14 protein-coding genes are annotated in these 20,457 nt (G+C 53.5%); 1 reads left to right on the top strand and 13 read right to left on the bottom strand.

Annotated elements, in window-relative coordinates:
* Positions 1-433: 433 nt before the first annotated feature.
* Both FHS18_RS07910 and FHS18_RS07905 read right to left on the bottom strand, forming a co-directional pair.
* Positions 434-2,644 (bottom strand): putative bifunctional diguanylate cyclase/phosphodiesterase, encoded by a 2,211-nt coding sequence (locus FHS18_RS07910; protein ID WP_183598798.1) that lies wholly within the window; start codon positions 2,642-2,644, stop codon positions 434-436.
* Positions 2,645-2,854: 210 nt separating this feature from the next.
* Positions 2,855-3,847, bottom strand: coding sequence for an aldose 1-epimerase (locus tag FHS18_RS07905; protein WP_183598795.1), 993 nt, complete (start codon positions 3,845-3,847; stop codon positions 2,855-2,857).
* 251 nt (positions 3,848-4,098) lie between these two features.
* On the opposite strand from FHS18_RS07905, the gene FHS18_RS07900 reads away from it, so the two are divergent.
* The gene (locus tag FHS18_RS07900) at positions 4,099-5,031 is read left to right on the top strand and encodes a phosphatidylinositol-specific phospholipase C/glycerophosphodiester phosphodiesterase family protein (protein WP_183598793.1); all 933 of its coding nucleotides are present in this window, start codon (positions 4,099-4,101) and stop codon (positions 5,029-5,031) included.
* 114 nt (positions 5,032-5,145) lie between these two features.
* Here the strand turns inward: FHS18_RS07900 and FHS18_RS07895 are convergent, their stop codons facing one another.
* From FHS18_RS07895 to FHS18_RS07845, 11 genes are all read right to left on the bottom strand, one after another.
* Complete coding sequence (locus FHS18_RS07895; protein ID WP_246427532.1) at positions 5,146-6,003, bottom strand: alpha/beta hydrolase; 858 nt, start codon at positions 6,001-6,003, stop codon at positions 5,146-5,148.
* 55 nt (positions 6,004-6,058) lie between these two features.
* Positions 6,059-6,985 carry an aldo/keto reductase gene (locus FHS18_RS07890; protein WP_183598791.1) on the bottom strand — a complete coding sequence of 309 codons (927 nt, stop codon included), beginning with the start codon at positions 6,983-6,985 and terminating at the stop codon, positions 6,059-6,061.
* Positions 6,986-7,000: 15 nt separating this feature from the next.
* A complete protein-coding gene (locus FHS18_RS07885; protein ID WP_183598789.1) occupies positions 7,001-7,990 on the bottom strand; it encodes a Gfo/Idh/MocA family protein in 990 nt (329 codons plus the stop codon).
* 195 nt (positions 7,991-8,185) lie between these two features.
* A complete protein-coding gene (locus tag FHS18_RS07880) occupies positions 8,186-8,458 on the bottom strand; it encodes a DUF6171 family protein (RefSeq protein WP_183598787.1) in 273 nt (90 codons plus the stop codon).
* Between the two features lie 15 nt (positions 8,459-8,473).
* Entirely contained in the window at positions 8,474-9,958 is a 1,485-nt protein-coding gene (locus FHS18_RS07875) for an alpha-N-arabinofuranosidase (protein WP_183598785.1), read from the bottom strand.
* A gap of 332 nt (positions 9,959-10,290) precedes the next feature.
* Positions 10,291-12,660 (bottom strand): glycoside hydrolase family 95 protein, encoded by a 2,370-nt coding sequence (locus FHS18_RS07870; RefSeq protein ID WP_183598783.1) that lies wholly within the window; start codon positions 12,658-12,660, stop codon positions 10,291-10,293.
* A gap of 114 nt (positions 12,661-12,774) precedes the next feature.
* Positions 12,775-14,496 (bottom strand): ABC transporter substrate-binding protein, encoded by a 1,722-nt coding sequence (locus tag FHS18_RS07865; RefSeq protein WP_183598781.1) that lies wholly within the window; start codon positions 14,494-14,496, stop codon positions 12,775-12,777.
* Positions 14,497-14,647: 151 nt separating this feature from the next.
* Positions 14,648-15,553 carry a carbohydrate ABC transporter permease gene (locus tag FHS18_RS07860; RefSeq protein WP_183598779.1) on the bottom strand — a complete coding sequence of 302 codons (906 nt, stop codon included), beginning with the start codon at positions 15,551-15,553 and terminating at the stop codon, positions 14,648-14,650.
* A gap of 12 nt (positions 15,554-15,565) precedes the next feature.
* Complete coding sequence (locus tag FHS18_RS07855) at positions 15,566-16,546, bottom strand: ABC transporter permease (protein WP_183598777.1); 981 nt, start codon at positions 16,544-16,546, stop codon at positions 15,566-15,568.
* A 155-nt stretch (positions 16,547-16,701) separates the two neighbouring features.
* On the bottom strand, positions 16,702-18,258 hold the full coding sequence (locus FHS18_RS07850) for a response regulator transcription factor (RefSeq protein ID WP_183598775.1): 1,557 nt from the start codon (positions 18,256-18,258) through the stop codon (positions 16,702-16,704).
* Positions 18,251-20,038: a cache domain-containing sensor histidine kinase gene (locus FHS18_RS07845; protein WP_343060451.1), complete on the bottom strand. Its 1,788-nt coding sequence runs from the start codon at positions 20,036-20,038 to the stop codon at positions 18,251-18,253. The genes FHS18_RS07850 and FHS18_RS07845 overlap by 8 nt, the downstream gene beginning before the upstream one ends.
* Between the last annotated feature and the right edge of the window lie 419 nt (positions 20,039-20,457).

Genomic DNA, 20,457 nt, shown 5'->3' with positions numbered 1-20,457 from the left:
CCTTGTTCGACGATTTTTTCTTTAATCGCTTGCATGACCCTGCCCCGTTCGTGTGTCGAACCTTAACTCAAGCAGGTGCGCCTTGTGGGCGTTCCTTATGTACAAGACCGATTATAGTAGGCGTTTGTAAACCGGCTGTTAATCAAATATGTAGTTATTGTTAATCAATTCCAGGGACTGGAAACCCAAAAAGACCGGCATCCGACAAGGATAACCGGCCTTGATCACGTGAGGGACTGTAGGACAAACTCACTAAATGAGGCCATATCCTAAGACCCGCGCCCTTAGTAACCCGGGAATGTTGCACCAGCGCGAAACAAGAAAACCCCCTTCATGAAGGGATGGCCTTGCCTGCGTAGACAGGTTCAGCCTCTCTTAATTAAGGGGGTGATCAGTGATGATTGTGATGTTGATGTTTATTCGTCGTCGCCGTCTAACCGAGCAACTTCTCCACTTCCTCCGGCGGAAGCGGCTTGCTGAAGTAATAGCCCTGTACCTCGTCACACATATGCTCTTGCAAAAACTCGTATTGATCCTTGCTCTCTACGCCTTCGGCTATTACGCGAAGTCCGAGGCGATGCGCCATAACGATGATCGAGCCTACGATGTCGGCATCATTCGTATCGGTCATAATATCCCGAACGAAGGATTGGTCGATCTTCAACCGATGCAGACCGAATCGCTTCAGATGATTAAGCGAGCTGTATCCTGTACCGAAGTCGTCCATTGCAATCTGCACGCCAAGCTGACGGAGCCCATGAAGCGTCTGCACAGTGGAATTGACATCCATCGTCATCGATTCCGTAATCTCAAGCTCGAGATATTCAGGGTCCAACTCGGTCTCTCTTAGCGTGTTCGAGATCGACTCGATCAGATCATGCTTGGTGAATTGCGCCGCCGACAAGTTAATCGACATGCGAACCGGCGGATAACCGATTTCCTGCCATACCTTATTTTGCCGGCAGGCTTCGCCCAGCACCCATTCGCCGATCGGCAGTATGAGACCGGTTTCCTCCGCGAGCGGAATGAACCGGTTCGGCGGAATCATGCCCATCGTCGGGTGATTCCATCGGATGAGCGCCTCGATCCCGATCAATCGGCCAGTCTGCGTATCCATTTGCGGCTGATAGTGGAGCGAGAATTGCTTCTGCTCGATCGCGCGCCGCATCGCTGTCTCGAGCGCCAACTGATCGCCGGTTAGCGTGCGCATGTTAGCGTCGTAGAATTTGAACGTATTCTTGCCGCTTGCCTTGGCCTGATACATGGCGCTGTCTGCCTGCACCATCAATGTTTCAATATCCGTGCCGTCCTTCGGATACAGCGCAATGCCCATGCTCGGCGTCACGTGGAACTCATGCACGCCTAGAATGAACGGCGCCTCGAAGGCGTTAAGGACACGTTCAGCGATTCGCGCAATTTCCTTCTCGTCTACGACATTACGGAGCATGAACATGAATTCGTCTCCGCCCATCCGTGCGACAAGATCGTTCTCGCGAATGCACGATTTCAGACGAATGGCGACTTCCTTCAGCAGCCGGTCCCCTTCGGTATGGCCGAGCGAATCGTTCACCAGCTTGAAACGGTCCAGATCCAGGTACATAAAGGCCAACTGGCCGTCGCTTGGCTTCTTCGGCTTATTGATCTCTTCTTGAGCCGTCTTAATGAACATGCGCCGATTCGGCAGCGAAGTCAGCTCGTCATGGAAGGCCAAATAATTGATGCGAGCCTCCGCGGCGTACCGTTCCGTGATATCGCGGAACTGACCGTAAGCGCCGATGACGGCCCCTTTATCATCGACGATCGGATTGGCATCGAACAGACCGACGATCCCGAACTCATCCATCGAAATCTCGATTTCTTCGTACACGTTGCCGTTGCCGATAATATCGCGGAAATAACGGCCAATATAAGGAATCTGGAAAGCCGATTTGCCCGTCCAGTCCGCGCGGCAGGAATGAAAGGCGAGCGCAGCCATTTCATTAATATCAATAATTTGCCCTTTATCGTCCGTTATAATCGACGCATTGCGCTTCGTATCCATAATGATCTGATTCAGCACATGAAGCCGTTTATTCTGGCGATGCAGCTGAAGCTCGCGTTCGATGGAATGGACGACTGTTCCGAGCATCGCCAGGTATAGCGGGCTGTGATGTTCCACTGCGGTCATGATCGAGATCGTACCGATCAGACGGCCATCGTAATGATTGAACGGAACGGCATAACAGGCAGTACCGTGCAGCGCGATATGATAGTGATCCTCGCCGACCAGCGCGATCGATTCGTTATATTGCAGGGCAATGCTGACGCAATTCGTACCGGAATCCTGCGGTGAGAAGCCGCGTCCTACTTTGAAGCCGAAGCTATGCATCTTCTCGATCATCTTCGGGCTTCCGTCGACCTGAAGAAAAATGCCGTCTGCATCATTCACGGAAATGAGCAACGGGATTTGCTGAACCAGCGAATTCAACATCTGATCGATAAAGTATTGTGTTACCGACAGTACTTCCTCATATTCCGCGAGCTTCGCATGAAGCTTCTCCTCCGAATACTCATGGAAGCCCGGGTCATCGTATATATTTAAGTTATAGCTGCGGCAAAGCGCATGCGATTCCGTTATATAGAGAGGTTTCTCTAGCTGCTTCATCCCCGTTGGTCCTCCTTCTCGTCGCAAGGCTTATCCCCATCCCGCTCGTCGATAAATAATCTATTATTCTATATGTCGACAGAAACCATTGATTACTTTACAACGTTCGACAAATTTTCAGCATTTATTAAGAATAAACGACACTAATCTGCTATAAAAAGACAAAACAAGAGCCAATGACCACTTTCCTCGTCATTGGCTCTTCATCAATTACTTCGTATAGAGACGTGCTTTCTCTTCCCAAATTTCGCCCGGGGCAAGGCTGAATAATCCGATTTGATCCGCTGGCAGATCGACATGCGGCGCATTGACCAGGTTGATCTGCGGCTCTGGGCAGAAGAAGCCTTCCGTCGCGCCATTGTTCCAGATCATCCACTGCTTGTAGGACGTACCGACATCATAGACGAGCGTAACGCCAAGCTTCGTATCCGTCAGCTCCATACGGTTGCGGCCATTCTGCGGCACGGCAGTATAGTGGTTGTCCATCGATTCGAAGAACGGATTGACGCCTCCGTCACGAAGCTGCTCTTCTTGCTCGGTAAGCGGCTGGTAGGCGCCTGTTGGCAGCATACGCTCGCTAAGCTCCCAACGCTCGCCAATTGTCAGCTTCACGCGATAGTCTTTCGCTTCGCCTTGTGGAGCGAACGGAGCGTTAATCGCCGTGTGGAACGCGAACAGGCACGGCATGACGTCTGCGCCGTCATTGCGGACGAACAGTTGCTGCGCCAATCCGTCGCTGCTCAGCGAGTAACGCAACTTGATCGTAAATCGGTGGGGCAAATATTGGTATACGGGGTGACCTTCCTTCACGTTCAGTGCGGCAACGACGTAGCTCTCGGTCTTCGTTTGACCGAAATCTTCTACTTCCCAGGCCGTATCGGAGACGAACCCGTGCAGGTGATTGCCTGTCAGCTCTTCATTGACCGGGAACTGGTAGGTCGTGCCGTTCCAAGGGAATTTGCCGTCTTCGTAACGGTTTGGCGGATAGAGTATCGGGATACCGTGAATCCACGGACGTGCCTTGAAGGAAGGGAACTCCTCTTCCGTTGGCTCGTGCAGGAATTTGTACCCGTTCTCATTGTCGCGGAACGCGATCAGGTTCGCGCCGATCTCAGGCAGCAGGGCTGCTTCATAACGGCCGGCTTTCAGCCAAATTGCTTTTTCGCCTTGATATGTACCTTCGTAAGCTTGGATCTCACTCATTCGTATTCGCTCCTTTAACTAGAACCTCTACCACTACTAGATTACCAAATTTGTTGCAGCGAGAGAAGTTGCGTTTGTTCCTGTTTATAGCGGATTCGTACCGGGTAATACATGCTGTTATTGCGCATAAAATGTCTTTCCTCGTCGACGTCCAATCAATTATGATGGAACAAGCGTGCTAGATTCTACAAAATCTGAGATAACGCGATAGACCGTATGCTCATCGTGATTAGTCACCTGGAGGTTCGAGAATGAGAAGACCTGTAATTCTGCTCTTATTATCGGCAATCATGCTGCTTACCGCTTCCGGAGCTTCGGCGCAGGAAGTGCATTGGACCGACGAGAAACTCGTCGCACATGGGCTGGGAGCAATCGACGGCCATACTTATACGAACACGCTCGAAGCATTCGAGACCAACTATGCCCAAGGATTCCGGGTGTTCGAGGTGGATCTTCAGCTGACCTCCGACGGCTATCTGGTATCGCGGCACGACTGGCAGCCATATCTGTATCGGATGTTCGAACAGGAACCGCCGGCAGAAGGTTTGCGGGGCGAACCGCTCTCCCTGGAAGCCGTCAAGTCGCTGACGGTGCATAACGCCTACCACATACTCGAATTCGGCGAACTGCTGAAGCTGATCGAGCAATACCCGGACGTCACTTTCGTAACCGATACGAAGGATGTTGACCCCGCTATAATTGAGAAACAGTTCCGAACCATCGCAGCTGCTGCCGGTCACGACGCCAAGTTGCTGCACCGCATCGTTCCGCAGGTATACAATCAGCAGATGTACCATCAGATCGATGCTATATTTCCGTTCGACTCATACATCTATACGCTCTACGAGTCGCCGGACACCGAAGACGAGGTGCTCGGTTTCGTCCGGCACTATGATCGCATTGACGCCATCACGTTGCCCGAATCGAAAGCGAATGCCGGATTCCTGCTTCGTCTGAAAGCTGCCTCTGTCAAAACCTACGTCCATACGATAAACGACACCGCATTAATGACGGATTATATGCGTAGAGGCACCTATGGCTTCTACACCGACAAGGTGAACGGTGAACAATTGCTGGCCACAACGCCAGAGCCGACCTCGCTTAGCTCCTTGTTGTCCGCCGGGATGCTGAAGATCGTCATTCAGCCCATCCTTCTGCCTTTGCTCCAATGGACTTATCTATAATTCCCTGCAGCGTGAAGCCCCAGTGATCCTCTGAAGATCACCGGGGCTTCTTCTTATATATTGCACTTGCACCGTATGTCGGTTAAGCGGATCGAACCCCGCTTCACGCCCAACTTATCCTTGCGTACTGTCAGATGCAAAACCGTAACGGTTCAGCCACAACCCGCATACTTCGGACCAGCTGGCGACGTGCGGATCCTCTTCAGCGAGTCCCAGTCCGTGTCTGCCTTGCTCGTACACATGCAGATCGAACGCGACCCCTGCTTTTCGCAATGCCATGGCGAAATTAATGCTGTTCTCTACAGGCACTGGGCCATCATCCGCCGTATGCCATAGGAAAGCAGGAGGCGTATCTGCCGTAACTTGCAGCTCCGCGCTGTTCTGACGCACCATCTCGTCCGTTGGATCCGTGCCTAGCAGATTACGCCTGGAGCCTTCATGCGTGAAGGGGTCCTGCATCGTAATAACCGGGTAACAGAGCACAATTAGGTCCGGGCGGCTGGATTCGCGTTCGATCGGGTCTTCCGCTTCCGCACGGCCGCGGTCGTACTGCGTACCGGCCGAAGCGGTCAGATGGCCGCCTGCGGAGAACCCTAACACGCCAATCTTATGCGGATCGATTCCCCAATCCGCTGCGCAATACCGCACCGTTCTTACCGCGCGCTGCACATCGCGCAGCGCGGCAGGGTACGCATAAGGCTCTACGCGGTAGCGCAGTACAAAGGCATTGATGCCGATGCGATTCAGCCAGCGCGCAATTGGCTCGCCTTCGTGATCCGCCCGCATCCCATAGCCGCCGCCTGGGCAGACAATGACCGCTCCGCGGCTTTTGCCTTCAACCAAGTAAGGCGTGATCGCTGGACGATCCTCATCCGAATGGCCCTGCGCATAAGGTACCTGGCCTTCAGGCCATAGCTCGATTAGTTCTGTCTCAAAATACAAGGTTTGATAAGTTTCACGTTTATCCATCATCTTGTATTTCTCCGGATTGATCCGCGCATCGCCATGAAAGACGGCGCATGCCGGTTCACCTCAAATCCAGCCACTGCACTTCCTCCTGCGTTAACGTGAGCTCCGTCGCTTCCTTGCACGACTCCATCTCTGCCTGGTTGCGCGGTCCGATGATCGCAGACGTCGGGAATGCCTGGTTAAGCACATAGGCAAGCGCAATCTGGATCGTCGTCACGCCTTTCTGCTTTGCTAGCTGTTCCGCACGGGCGTAACGCTCCCAGTTCGCATCATTATAGAAGACGCGCACCAGATCGGCATCCGAGCGGTCTTCCTTCGTGAAGCGGCCGGTGAAGAAACCGCGTGCCTGCGACGACCAGGACAGAATCGGAAGGCCGCTCTCTTCATGCCACGCGAGCGATTCTTCATCGATGCTGATACAGTCTGCCCAATAAGGCTCCTGCGCTTTGGCTAGGCTCAAGTTCGGACTGCTGAAGCTGAATCCGCGCAACCCGTTCGCCTTGGCGTATGCGTTCGCCTCCGCAAGTCTTGCGGTCGTCCAGTTGGACGCTCCGAAGGTAAGAATGCGGCCGGCTTCGACATGTTCGTTCAGCCATTCCAGAATCTCGCCGACCGGCACGTTCAGATCGTCCCTGTGAAGCGCATATAGATCGACGTAAGAGGTGCGCAGCCGCTCAAGACTGATCTCAAGCTCCTCGGCAATCGCCGCCTTGGACACCCGGGAGCCGTCCTTATTCGGATGCGCGCCTTTGGTCCAGATGTTCATCTGATCGCGGTTGCCCCGCTCCTCCAGCCACATGCCGATCGCCTGCTCGCTCTTGCCGCCGTAATAGATATAGGCCGTATCGATCGTGTTGCCGCCAATCGCCGTGAAAGCATCCAAATTCGTTTGAACCGTCTCATATACCTCTGGTGCAAAATAATCCGAGCCCATAATGAGCTGAGTGACCCCTTGCTTCAGTCCTGGCAGTTCAATCGTCTTCATCGCTATGGCGCCCCCTTATGGCTGAATGGTTACCCGGCTGCGGGTATATGCGGATTCCAGACATGCATCGATTACTTTCATATTCGCAACGGCATCTTCAGGCGTGAAGCGTGCCTCTTGCTGGCCCCATACGACGCGGGCAAAATCATCTGCCTGCAGGGCATACTGATTCAGCGTCGGCTGCTGCTCTTCGCGGACGCCGTCTTTGGTGTGGACGAAGAAGTTGGCGCCAAGGAAAGCCGACGGCAGCTCAATCCGGCCTTCTGTGCCGAGAATCTCGAGCGTATTGCGGAACGCGGCCCACATGCCGCAGTCGAACGACAACGCAACGCCGTTGCTAAATTCAAGAATGCCTGCCGCCATCATATCGACATTGTCATGTTCCGGCGACAACAGCGCATGAACGCTCGCAGCCTGAGGCTCTTCGCCAAGGATAAGACGCGCCGCGCTGATCGGGTAACAGCCGACATCATAGAGCGATCCGCCGCCCCACTCCCGCTTGTAGCGGACATTCTTCGAATCACCTGCATTGTTGAAGGTGAACGTGCCGTGAAGCCCGCGCAGCTGGCCGATCTCGCCGGAGGCGATAATATCTTTGATACGGTCGTAACATGGATGGTAGCGATACATGAACGCCTCAGCCAAATGAACGCCTGCGCTCTTGGCCGTATCGGCCATACGCTGCGCTTCTTGGGCATTCAAAGCAATCGGTTTCTCGCAGAGTACATGTTTGCCGGCTTCCATCGCTTTGATCGACCATTCCATATGCAGATGGTTCGGCAATGGGATATAGATTGCGTCAATCTGGTCGTCCGCGAGTAATTCCTCGTAGCTGCCATAGGCAGTCGGGATGTTCAGCTGTGCCGCAGTTTCCTGCGACTTCGCCAGATCACGGCTGGCAATGGCCGTAACGATACCTGTCTCGGATTGTCCAATTCCAGGAATGACGGCTCGTTTTGCAATTCCGGCGCATCCAAGGATGCCCCAACGTAGCTTTTGACTCATGTTTGCACCTGCTTTTTGTTGGATTTGCCCTCATTATAGTGCAAGCGCATCCATGAATATATAGGACATTCGAGAAGCTGGATATTATATTTTAGTCACTCGCTAATTTGCAATAAAAAGAAAGACCGCATGCGCGCTTGGATGGCAGGTCGCCACGTTAAGCAGCATGCGGTCTTCCTGTTACTCCCGTCCCGGCTAATTCCACAATCCGCCGCCGGGCCTCGGACACCGGTTCGCCGCGAGCTTCGCCCGTACGCGGACGAAGCAGCCGCAGTGAGCGCAAGTCGTGCCGTACTGGAGGCTGTCGCAGCCGTTGCATTGCGCAAGCCGATCTTCATACTGCGAATCGGCTACGCAGCTGTCCGGGTGGCGGGAGAGACGCTCGATCATCCGGTCGATCTGCTCTTCGGAGACATGCACGCTTGCGCTGCAACCTTTGCAGCCTTCAGACTGACCTGCTGCCCTCATCGCGCTGGCCCTGCCTTAGCCTACATGCAGCACGGCTACGGATGCAGCCGGCAGCGTGATGCGCAGGATACCGTTCTCAATCTGAATGCCGCTCAGTTCCGCCGGAGCAACGACATTCGGCGCATCTACCGTGTTGTGCGCGCTCAGGTCGTCATGGTGAAGAATGCGTCCTTGCACGTGCGGTTCCGCATCCGCAAGCCCGCGAAGCTCAATCGTCAGCTCTGCCGCTTGATCATGGCTGATGTTGCACAGGCTGATGTTGACGCGCCCGTCTTTGCCGCGGGAAGCCGTTGCGCTGATCTGTTCCAGCGAAGTGCCGTTCATCTCGTATTTTGGCGTTTGTTTCGTCAGCTCAAGCGCTTCGGCATCCTGATGCGCCTTGTACATCTCGAATACATGGTACGTCGGCGTCACTGTCATTTTCTCGCCCTCGGTCAAGATGACGGATTGCAGCACGTTGACGGTCTGGGCAATATTCGCCATATGTACGCGGTCGCAATGGTCGTGGAATACGTTCAGCGTGATGCCGGCCACGAGTGCGTCGCGCATCGAGTTCTGCTGATACAGGAAGCCTGGGTTCGTGCCTGGCTCCACCTGGAACCATGTGCCCCACTCGTCAACGATCATGCCTACGCGCTTCTTCGGATCGTATTGGTCCATAATCGCGCTGTGTCGCGTAATGAGTTCATCCATATAAAGCGCGCTCTTCATCGTGTTGAACCATTGCGTATGATCAAAGCCGAGCGCAGGTTGTTTGTTCTCCCATCCGTCCGGGAGCGTGTAGTGGTGCAAGCTCAGGCCGTCCATGAAGCGAGTCGATTCGCGCATGAGCACTTCCGTCCACTTGTAATCGTCAATGTTCGGTCCGCCCGCAATGCGGTAGATCTTGTTGTCGCCGTAGTTGCGCACATACGTCTGATAACGGCGGTACAGATCCGAATAATATTCCGGACGCATATTGCCGCCGCAACCCCAGTTCTCGTTGCCGACGCCGAAATATTTGAGCTTCCACGGCTTGTCTTGGCCATTCTTGCGGCGTAAGTCCGCCATCGGCGATTCGCCGTCAAAGGTCATATATTCGACCCATTCGGACATCTCTTGCACGGTACCGCTGCCGACGTTGCCGTTCACATAAGGCTCGGTCTCGAGCAGTTCGCAGAGCTTCATGAATTCATGCGTACCGAAGTGGTTGTTCTCCACGACGCCGCCCCAGTGCGTGTTGACCATCCGTTTGCGAGTCTCGCGCGGACCGATGCCGTCCTTCCAGTGGTATTCGTCGGCGAAGCAGCCGCCCGGCCAGCGCAAGTTCGGGATTTGAAGATTCTTAAGCGCTTCCAGTACGTCATTGCGAATGCCGTTCGTGTTCGGAATATCGGAATCCTCGCCAACCCAGATCCCGCCGTAAATACAGCGGCCCAAGTGCTCCGCGAAATGGCCGTAAATGTGTCGACTGATCGTGCCCTTGCTCAAATCCGCATTAATAACGATACGATTGCTCATGCTCGTACTCCTTCATAGTGGATTAATATAATAATTAACTAGTCAGAGGATGCGAAATGGCCTGCGAAGCTCTCCCGCCGGGCGCATTCCATCTTGGAGAACTCTGTATAAGCCTAAACCTAACAACGCTTCGATCCATCCGTTTATACATGACTATTAAACCACGAAAAGAAAGTTAAGGCAATGATAAATTCATTACGCGGTTCACTATTATATTAATCATAATAAATTGCTATTGCCTGGGAAATGAAACGGTGCGCAAAAAAGGCTTCTTCGTTCACAAGGAACAAAGAAGCCCTCCGCTTATGCTTACATGTTGATCGGCGGACGTTTTATATCGGCTGCACGCGGTAGACAGCTCCCGCTTTCGTCGCAAATGGTTCGCCGGCGGCATGCCGCTCGCCATCCGGCCCAACCACCGTAACGGGGACTTTCGAACGAATCGTACAAGTCGAGCCGTATAGCGAAGTCACTGCGGCTAAGATCATTCTGCCTTCCTCCCAAGCCATATCGATACTGAACCCGCCTCGAGCTCGCAATCCTACAACGCTGCCAGAGGGCCATTGTTCTGGCAAAGCCGGCAGCAGCTCGATCCCGTTCAGATGGCTTTGCAGCAGCATCTCCGCAATGCCGGACGTCGCGCCGAAATTGCCATCGATCTGGAATGGCGGATGCGCATCGAACAAATTCGGATAGATGGAACGGGTTAATAGCGTACGCACGAAGCTATACGCGCGCTGCTCGTCTTGGAGTCGCGCATAGAAATTGATCAGCCAGGCACAACTCCATCCCGTATGTCCCCCGCCTTGCGAGATTCGGAATTCGAGCGAGCGCCGGCTCGCCTCGAACAGTTCCTCCTCCTCAGGGTGAATGAAGGCGCCCGGGAAGAGACCGTACAGATGCGACACATGCCGATGTCCTGGCTCCGCCTCGGCGAACGGCTCCGACCACTCCTGGAGACGTCCGTCCGCTCCGATAGGCAGCGGCGCCATTTGACCAAGCGCATCTTGAAGTTCTTCACGCAGCTTGGCATCGATTTCGAGAATCGATGCTGCCGCGATCGTATGCGTAAATAACTCGCGGATGATGGATAGATCCATCGTGGATCCGACGGACACGCTGACACGGTTGCCTCTCTCCGTAAGGAACTGGTTCTCTGGTGAAGTTGACGGAAGCGTGGTCAGCCTGCCGTCTGCAAGCGGCTGCAGCCAATCAAGCGCGAATAGCGCGGCTCCTTTCAGCAGCGGATAGGCCTCCTCCCGGAGGAATGCTGCATCCGGGCGGTACAAATAACGTTCCCATAGATGGCGGGTCAGCCAGGCACCGCCGAGCGGCCAGAACGCCCAGCTCGCATCGCCGTCGGAAGGCGTGGATACCCGCCAAATGTCAACATTATGATGGGCGGTCCATCCGCGGCAATCATAATGGATATTCGCCGTCCGCGAACCGGTCTCGCTCAACTCCCGAATCATGTCGAACAATGGTTCATGGCATTCGCCTAACGCCGTTACTTCCGCCGGCCAATAATTCATTTGCGTATTGATGTTCGTCGTATAGTTACTGTTCCACGGCGGCTGGACGTGATCGTTCCATATGCCTTGCAAGTTGGCAGCCTGCGTGCCGGGTCTGGAACTGGCGATGAGCAGATAACGTCCATAATGGAAGAGCAATGCCTCCAGGCCGGGATCCGCCTCTCCGCTTGCGTAGGCTTTGATCCGCTCGTCTGTCGGCAAGGCCACGTCATTGCCGTCGCCAAGCACAAGCTTTGCCCGACGGTACAGCATCTGATGCTCTTCAATATGGCGTTGCTTCAATTGATCATAACCGACGGCCGCCGCAGCTTTGACAGCCTCTTCGCTTGCCTGACTAGGATGATTCGAGCCTTGGAGCGGCTGCACATTAAAACCGGTAAAGTTCGTCGCCGCTCCTAGTATGACGAGTACGGAAGTTGCATCCCGAACGTGCAGCTTGCCTTCTTCGTCAACGGCTACCGTCCCTCCCTCGGCGGATACATGTGCATAAATCGCGAACGATAGGCCGCGAGTCTCCTCATATAAGACAGACTTCGGATGGTTGCCCAAATAATTGTCCGCGACATGGCTCGGCGCTTTGCCCTCAAGCTTGACGTTGCCCGTTGACTCGTTCTCGCCCGCTTCGGCAGCTGTGACGAATTGCAGCTTGGAGCTAAGATGAAGGGACGCATTAATCCGTGCCCCGGACTGGCCGGCAAGCCTTAACACAAGCACTTGATCCGGGCTGCTGACGAAAGCTTCCCGTATGTAAGCACCCGCTTCATCCACGAATTGCGTCGTCGCGATTCCGGTATCCAAGCTAAGCTCGCGGTGGTACTGCTTCACCTGGCCGTTCATATTCTGCTGCACATACATATCGCCCATCGCCATATAAGCCTCGGACCGCGTGCTCAGCATCTTGTCATTAATCAGCTTCTCGGCTTCTTCATAGCGCCCTTCGAGCAACAGCTCGCGGCTCTGCTTCAGGTGCCGGATCGCTTCATAATTATTCGTATCCCGCGGGAAGCCTGACCACAGCGTATCCTCATTTAACTGAATCCGTTCCGTCTCCGGCCCGCCGAAGACCATCCCCCCGAGTCGGCCGTTGCCGATGGGCAACGCTTCTTCCCAGATTGTTGCAGGCTGCTTATACCACAGCGTGTGCAGCGGGTTCGCTTTATTTGGCTCCAATCCGATTCTCCTCCTTGGTGCTTCCCATGTGCAATCGATCGTATTGTCCTTACTAGCAAAAGAACCCGGGTTGCCCCGGGTTCTCCATGCCTTGCTGCTGCTATCTCGCGCGCCTTATTCGCCGCTCCACAGCTCTACGCGTGCTTTGACAAGCTCGCCGCGAAGTTCTTCTGCTTTCTCGACGTTAGCTGCGTCCAGCTCTTTCATGTAATCGTCCCATACTTTGTCGAAGTTCTCCGGTGTTGCAAGGATCGCCTCTGGGATACGTTTCCATGTAATTGTTTTCAGCTTCTCATCGAGAATCGTGATTTCGGAGTCGCCTGGAACCGGAATGTTCCACGCTGCGCCCCATGGCTTCACTTCGAACTCATCTTCTTTCGGGAACAGGTCTTTCCAAGTTGTCGCTTTGTAAGCGGCAAGTACTTCTTTCTCCACATCATTGAAGCCCGCTACGATTTGCTCTGGGAAGTTCGTCGTGAAGTAGTTGCCTGTCGAGTCCTTCACGCCATCGCCGTAGTGAGGTCCAATCATCGTGTAGTTACCGATGCCGGATTCTTTTTGGAAGTTCGCTGCATCGTTGACTTTGCGGTTGTTCACATCTGCAGGAATGACGCGTTTGGTGTCTTCTACATTGTAGTGCTTGCCTTCGACACCCCAGTTAACCAGAACTTGACCTTCCTCGGAAGCGAGGTAATCCAAGAACTTGATTGCGCGAACCGGATCCGGATTCGTGCTGGAGATCGCGATACCGTAGCCGCTCATGAAGCCGGTTGGCCAGAACGACGTTTCTTTGAATTCTTCGGACAATGTCACTGGATAGTGGCCATAGCCGTATTCGAATTTGCCTTCAGCTTTCAGCGCTTTCTCGCCGTCGCCGTAATCCCAGTCCTGGTCGATCAGGCCTAGCACGCGGCCGGAAGCGACTTTCGCTTTGTATTGGTCATACTTTTGAACGAAGCTCTCTTTGTCTAACAGACCTTCAGCGTTCATATGGTTCAACCAACGGAAGTATTCTTTCTCTTCCGGACGTTTGAAGTGGTAAGTTACTTCATATGTCTTCGGATCGATATAGTACTCGCCGTCATCCGGTGCGCCTGTTGTCAGGAACGCAGGGTTCGTAACGGAGATGTACATGTGCCAGTCGTCAGCGTTGAGCGTCAAGCCGATGTTCGGGTTGCCGTTCTCGTCCGTCGGATATTTTGCTAGATACTGTTTAATAGCGTTTTCAAAATCTTTTACGGTACGGATCGTCGGGTAGCCCAACTCTTTCACGACGCGGTGCTGAAGCTCGAAACCGCCGCCTGCGTTGAAGTAGGTTTGGTTTACGCCTGCATTCGTTGGGATAACATAGATCGATTTGTCTTCGTTGCTGTAACGCAGACGAGCCATTTGGTCGCCGTACAGCTTTTTGATGTTCGGCGCATGTTCTTCGATTAGATCAGTCAGGTCAATTACCGCACCTGCATCAACGAATTTGTTGATACTGTTCTTAGCTGCAATTAGGTCCGGGTAGTCACCGCTTGTCGCGATAAGAGCGGATTTTTGAACGGGATCGCCGACCGCGAATTCAGCTTCGAGCGTAATGCCTGTTTTGGACGTGATTTGTTTGCCGACTTCATCTTGCATGCCTGCCCAGTTCGGATTAGGGTCCTCGCTGTAATAAGACATCGTAAGCGGCGTTGTATCGGCCGTTGCGTTGCCGTTTGCTCCTGAATTCGAAGCATTACCGCCGTTATTCGTGCCAGCGTTGTTGTCGTTGCCGCCGCAGCCTGCAAGCAAACCAGCAACCATTGCAGTCGTCAGCACGACGCCGGACCACTTTCTCTTTCTTGTCATGTGGTAAACCTCCCTGTTTTGATTAAGAACGTATATTGTACAAACAGGTTGCCCTGCCAATACCAAATTTATGAGCCCGTCGTGGGCAGGCCTAGCTGCAATTCCAGCCATTACCTGCCCATCGGACCGGCCAATTGATTAGGGCCTAATGTTAGCCCTTCACCGCTCCAAGCGTCATCCCTTGCACGAAGTAACGTTGCAGGAATGGATAGACGAACAAGATCGGAACGGTAACGACGATCGTGATCGCCATCTTGACGGATTCCGGCGAAACGGAAGCCATTACTTGGGTCATATTGGTGTTGCGGTAGTCGCCGTTGCCGGATGTCGTACTTTGCAACACTTTCATCAGTTCATACTGCAGCGTTGTCAGCTCTGGCGAACGTGCGTTGTAGAGCCAAGTATCGAACCAGGAGTTCCATTGGCCGACCGCCAGGAAGAGCGCGATGGTCGCAAGCGCCGGCTTGGCCATTGGCAGGATGACGCGCCAGTAGATCGTAAAGTCGTTCGCGCCGTCAAGCTTCGCAGACTCCTGCAGAGCGTATGGGATGCCGTCCATGAAGGAACGGATGATGAATACGTTGAACGCGGAAACCATGCCAGGGAGTACATATACCCAGAAGGTGCCCATCATGTGAAGCTCTTTGATCAGGATGTAGCTCGCGATCATACCGCCGGATACGTACATCGTCAAGGCAAGGAAGATCGAGATGAAGCGTCTGCCTTGGAAGTCCGGACGAGACAGCGTATACGCCAGCATCGAGGCACTCAGCAAGCCGAGCAGCGTTCCGACGATCGTACGCAGGATCGATATCTTGAAGCCTTGGATCAATCCGCTGAAGGAGAAGATGACCTCATAGTTCTTCCAAGTGAACTCCCTCGGATAGATGCTGATTCCGCCGCGAACGCTGTCGGTCGAGTCGTTTAACGACAAGGCCAGTACGTTAAGGAACGGGTACAGCGTCACGATCACAACCATGATGACGACAGCATAGACAACAACATCGAAAATCCGGTCCGATATAGGGGCGCTAATTCGTTTCGATTTCGTGGACATTTGGCACCCTCCCTACATAATGCTTTCTTTCGTAATTTTCTTGAAAATTCCGTTGGCCGAGAACAACAAGATGATGCCCACCACGGAGTTGAATACGTTAATTGCCGTACCGTACGAGAAGTTACTCATCTGCAGACCATATTGCAGCGCGTACAGATCAAGTACCTGTGCGTAATCGGAGACGAGGTTGTTCGAGAGAAGGAACTGCTTCTCGAAGCCGATGCTGACCAGATGGCCGATCGACATGATGAGCAGGATTACGATTGTCGAGCGGATACCCGGCAGCGTAATGTGCCAGATTTGACGCAGACGGCTTGCACCGTCGACTCGTGCCGCTTCGTACAACTCGGAACTGATTCCGGCCATGGCAGCCAGGTAGATGATCGTATTCCAGCCGGTTTCTTTCCACACATCGGCCGCTGTAACGATACCCCAGAACCATTTTTCCTTCGCCATGAATTGATAAGGCTCATCGATGATGCCGAGCCACATGAGCAAGTCGTTCACTGCGCCGTTATCGGTCGACAGCATCTTGATGACGATACCCGCGACGACGACCCATGACACGAAGTGAGGCAGGTACGAAATCGTCTGCGCGACGCGCTTGAACGCGATATTCTTCACTTCATTGAGCAGAACCGCGAACACGATCGGTACGACGAATCCTGCGATCAGGCCCATGAAGCTCATGGCCAGCGTATTGCGAAGTACCAGGTAGAACTGATCGTCGGTGAACAGGCGCTGGAACTGGTCGAAGCCTACCCACTTCTGATCGAAGACACGATCCCACAAGGAAGCTGTAGGCATCGGCTTGTACTTCTGGAAGGCCATCGTCCAGCCCCACAACGGCACATAGCTGAACACGAACACCCAGATCACGAATGGTAAAGACATCATGTACAAATATTTTTGCTGGAGGAATGTCCTCCAGAACCGGGAAGATTTGCGGTTGCCTCTCTCCTTGGGCTCTTTTTTTCCTGTTACCGCTTCCATAGCCTTACCCCTCCTTGCTGTATGACCTCATTTTATCGGAATGGACAGTTACAAAGTACCCCAATGATTTTCTACAAATTCATATAATAATTTGATGAGTTCCCTTTAAAATTAGAGAACGTGTACCCGAAAAATCAGGCACACGTCCCATTGAACTATTTCTTCTTGTAGGCAGATGGCGATTCCCCCACATACTTGCGGAATTTGCTGTGAAAATAATCGACATTCGTATAGCCGACCTTCTCCGCAACCTGGTATACTTTCATGCCTTGTTCAAGGAAAGATTTGGCCTTCTCGATCCGCACCTTATCCAGATAGCTATTAAAATACTCACCGGTCGTCGACTTGAAGAGCTTGCCGAGATACGCGCTGTTGTAACCAAGCACATCGGCTAGCGTCTCCAGCTTCAAGGGCTGCTGATAATTACGCTGAATAAGGTCGATCATCTTCATGATCTGCTTGTCCGTCCCGCCTGCATCAAGGCCGTCCATTGCCCGCAGCAGCAGCGCTTCGACACTCTCGATCAGCGTTTGGAAGGAATAGGGCTTGTACAATTCTATAATTCCGTTGGACAGCTCGTGTCTGCGTTCCTGAAGCTCTGGCCGATGCAGCGTCAGTTTGCCGACCGCGCCGGTCACCAGCTGCACTATCCCTGTCTTAATCTCCTGCTCGGTATAGTTAGCCTGCAGCATCGAACCGCCCGATTCTCTCACCAGCTCGCATGCCGCCTTATCATTGCCGATATCGAGGGCAAAATAGAGCTTGTCCGACATCGTATCCAGATCGAACGGCTCGCTGTCGGAATCCGGGTCGGGTAGCAATTGCTCAATCGACGGGGTATCCTCGTGGAGGATCTGCCCCTCTTTATAGAAGAAACGCATATTCATGACTCGCACAGCGTTCGCATAGGAACGCACAAGCTCCGTAATATCGGCTACGGCTCCTCCGGAAACGGCCGTAAAGGCAAGCTCCCGTTCTGCCGCGATATCGCTGATTTCCTGATAGAGCTTACTCCGTTGGTGGTCCGTCCGAAGCGGTTCCTTGAGCAGTAAGCCGATATAGGGCTCCGCGTAGAAAACGATGCCGCGGCCGGTGTCCTCGAGGTTCGTCACGAACCGGCGCTTGATATAGGCGAATGCGCCGGTTTCCAGCCCCTCTTGCGCCTGCAGCTTGACAAGCAACAGATCGTAATCCGTCCAGTCGAGTCCCGCGTTACGTGCGGCTTCCCTGACCTGGATCGCTTCCTCCTCGGTAGCGATCCCCTCCAAGCATACCTGGATGAGCCGCTCGCGGTTCCATTCGTTCATCGCCGAATGCCTTCGGTTGACTTCAGCTTCCTGTGCCAGTACGGTCCGGAGCCGATCCAGATAACCTGTCAGTTCGTCCTCGTCGACCGGCTTCAATAAATAACCGTCGATCTGGTACTGAATGGCCTTCTTGGCATAATCGAAATCGGCGTATCCGCTTAGAATCAGGATATGCAGATTCGCATTAACCTCTCTCAGATGGCCGATCAATGTCAGTCCGTCCATGCCCGGCATTCGAATATCGATGATCATCAGATCAGGCCGCAGCTGTTCATGCTTCTCCAGCGCCTCCCGTCCATTCGCCGCGGTATCCACCACCTGGTAGCCGAACTCCTCCCAATCTATGAGCGACCGAAGTCCTTCACGGATCATCGGTTCATCGTCGACGAGCAGTACTTTATACATCGCTTCTCCCCCCAAACGGTATGATGAAATGAATCCGCGTACCTTCCGAAGGAACGCTGTCAATGACAAGCCCATGCTCTTGGCCATAGGTAAGCTGCAGCCGCATGTGGACATTGCGAAGCCCGATCCGGTTACGCTCGTCATCGTCCTGCTCGAGGAGCGATTGCTTGACGGATTCCGCCCGCTCCGGGGTCATACCGCTCCCGTTATCCATCACTTCCACATGAACGTCTTGACCGACTAACTCGGCCTTGATCCGGACAAGCCCGCCCTCTTCCTTGCTCTCGAGCCCGTGCACGACGGCGTTCTCGACAATGGGCTGGATAATAAGCGGCGGGAGCAGCGTCTCTTCGACCTTCGGGTCGATCAGCAGCTCGAAATGAAGGCGATCGCCATGCCGGAATTTCTGGATTTCGAGATAGCATCGCACGATGTCGATTTCGCTGCGCATCGGAATGCTGCGATTGCCGACCTCGAGGTTTTTACGCATCATTTTGCCCAGCAGCCGAACGACCTTGGCGATCTCGGTCTCGCCCTTCATATGGGCCTTCATGCGGATCGACTCTAGCGCGTTGAAGAGGAAATGCGGATTGATCTGGCTTGCCATCATCTTGAACTTGATCTCATTTTGTTTTTGGGCTAGCTGCCGCTTCTGCTGATTCGACTCCTGCACCTCGACCACCAACGCATTAATGCTCGATACCATGGCGTTGAATTGACGCGACAATTGGCCTATCTCATCCTTGCCGTCAATCTCCATCACGATACCGAGGTTTCCCGTCGCCACCTTGTTAATGTTCTTGCTCAGTCTGAGCATCCGCTTGGCCAGCAGGATGGAGAAGGCATAGATCAAGAAGATGGCAACCGCCAGACTGATCGAGATGACCGTCACGGCTAACCGGATCGTCTGGTTCGCTTCGCCGACAATATCGTCGATCGCGAAAATTGAAATGACGCGCAATCCGTTCATGCTGGCAGCAGGTTTTAATTCTTCGATCATGACCTGTGACTTGCTGCCGTTCACGACCGTCTCGAACGTGCCCGTCTCCTCATGCTTGATCAGATTCTCGAAATCCAGTTCGTTCAGCGGACGGCCCAGGCGCCCCGGACGATTCGCCGATACGATCTGATTGCTGCTGTCGACGATCATCGTGTCGAACGACTCCTGATTCAGGATTTGATTCAGCATGCGGGAGTTCACGTTGATGACCAGCACGCCGCTCTTCCCTTGATTCGGAAAGTCTACCCTGCGGACGAGGCTCAAATATTTGACATTATCCCTTTCGTCCACAATGTACACCCAGTCGACCAAACTGCTCGAGGTCGCCTGCTGATACCACTCGGCATTGCGAATCGCATCGGTCGGCTGAATGAATTCCCAGTTATCGAGCAGCGTAGGGTTGTCCACGTAGAGCCGGATATTGCCGATCTCCCGGTAGAGCTTCATATATTCGCGGAAGTCCGGATATTCCTTATACGCTTTGACCACATCGTACACGGATTCGTAGCGGCGGCTGGCTACCGTCTCCAAACGGGTGTCGTTCGCCAGGCGGTAGGCGATGTCATAGGAGACATTGACGACCTCGCTGGTCCGCTTCTTCACCCGGTCCACATTCGTCGCAGCCTGATCGATGGCATTGCCGATCGCCATCTCGCGCAGCTCGTTCGTTAGGAATAGACCGACGATCAGTACCGGGACGAATACGACGACAATGAAGGAGAGAATCAGCTTCGTCCGCAGCTTCATATCGTTAATCATGCGAATCAAGGTCTTGTACACCGCCATTCCTCCTCGTACGTAAGCGGTTTCGTAAGCGGTTAGCGCTATCTAGGCGTTACGTTTCTTACCGCTAATGCGGTTAATTAATTTTCATTTATAAAGGCTACCTTTCATTGTAATCGAAGATGGGGGGAATTTAAAATATGCTGGATTATTCATTTTTTCAGTATGAAATTATACCTTTTCCCTCGCCCCTTCCCCCTCCGCCGAGGGGAACCAAGGGCAACCGCCCTCTGGACACCCGTAAGAGACTATATTCGGAACGCGGCCGTCTTCGATCTGTCCTTTCGTGGCGGGACCGCTTTTGTCCTTGCGCATTGGTCGGCATGGCTTGTGATCATGCCGATGCAAGGACAAAGCTCTGGGGCGAGCTTCGTTCGCGGCGTTGATGCCTTGGTTGGAAGGCGATTCGGTGGAGC

The organism is Paenibacillus phyllosphaerae, from assembly GCF_014192105.1.
GTDB classification, from domain to species: Bacteria; Bacillota; Bacilli; order Paenibacillales; family Paenibacillaceae; genus Paenibacillus_Z; species Paenibacillus_Z phyllosphaerae.
Note: the sequence above shows the minus strand (reverse complement) of the source record. Positions and strands in the feature narration are given on the sequence as shown.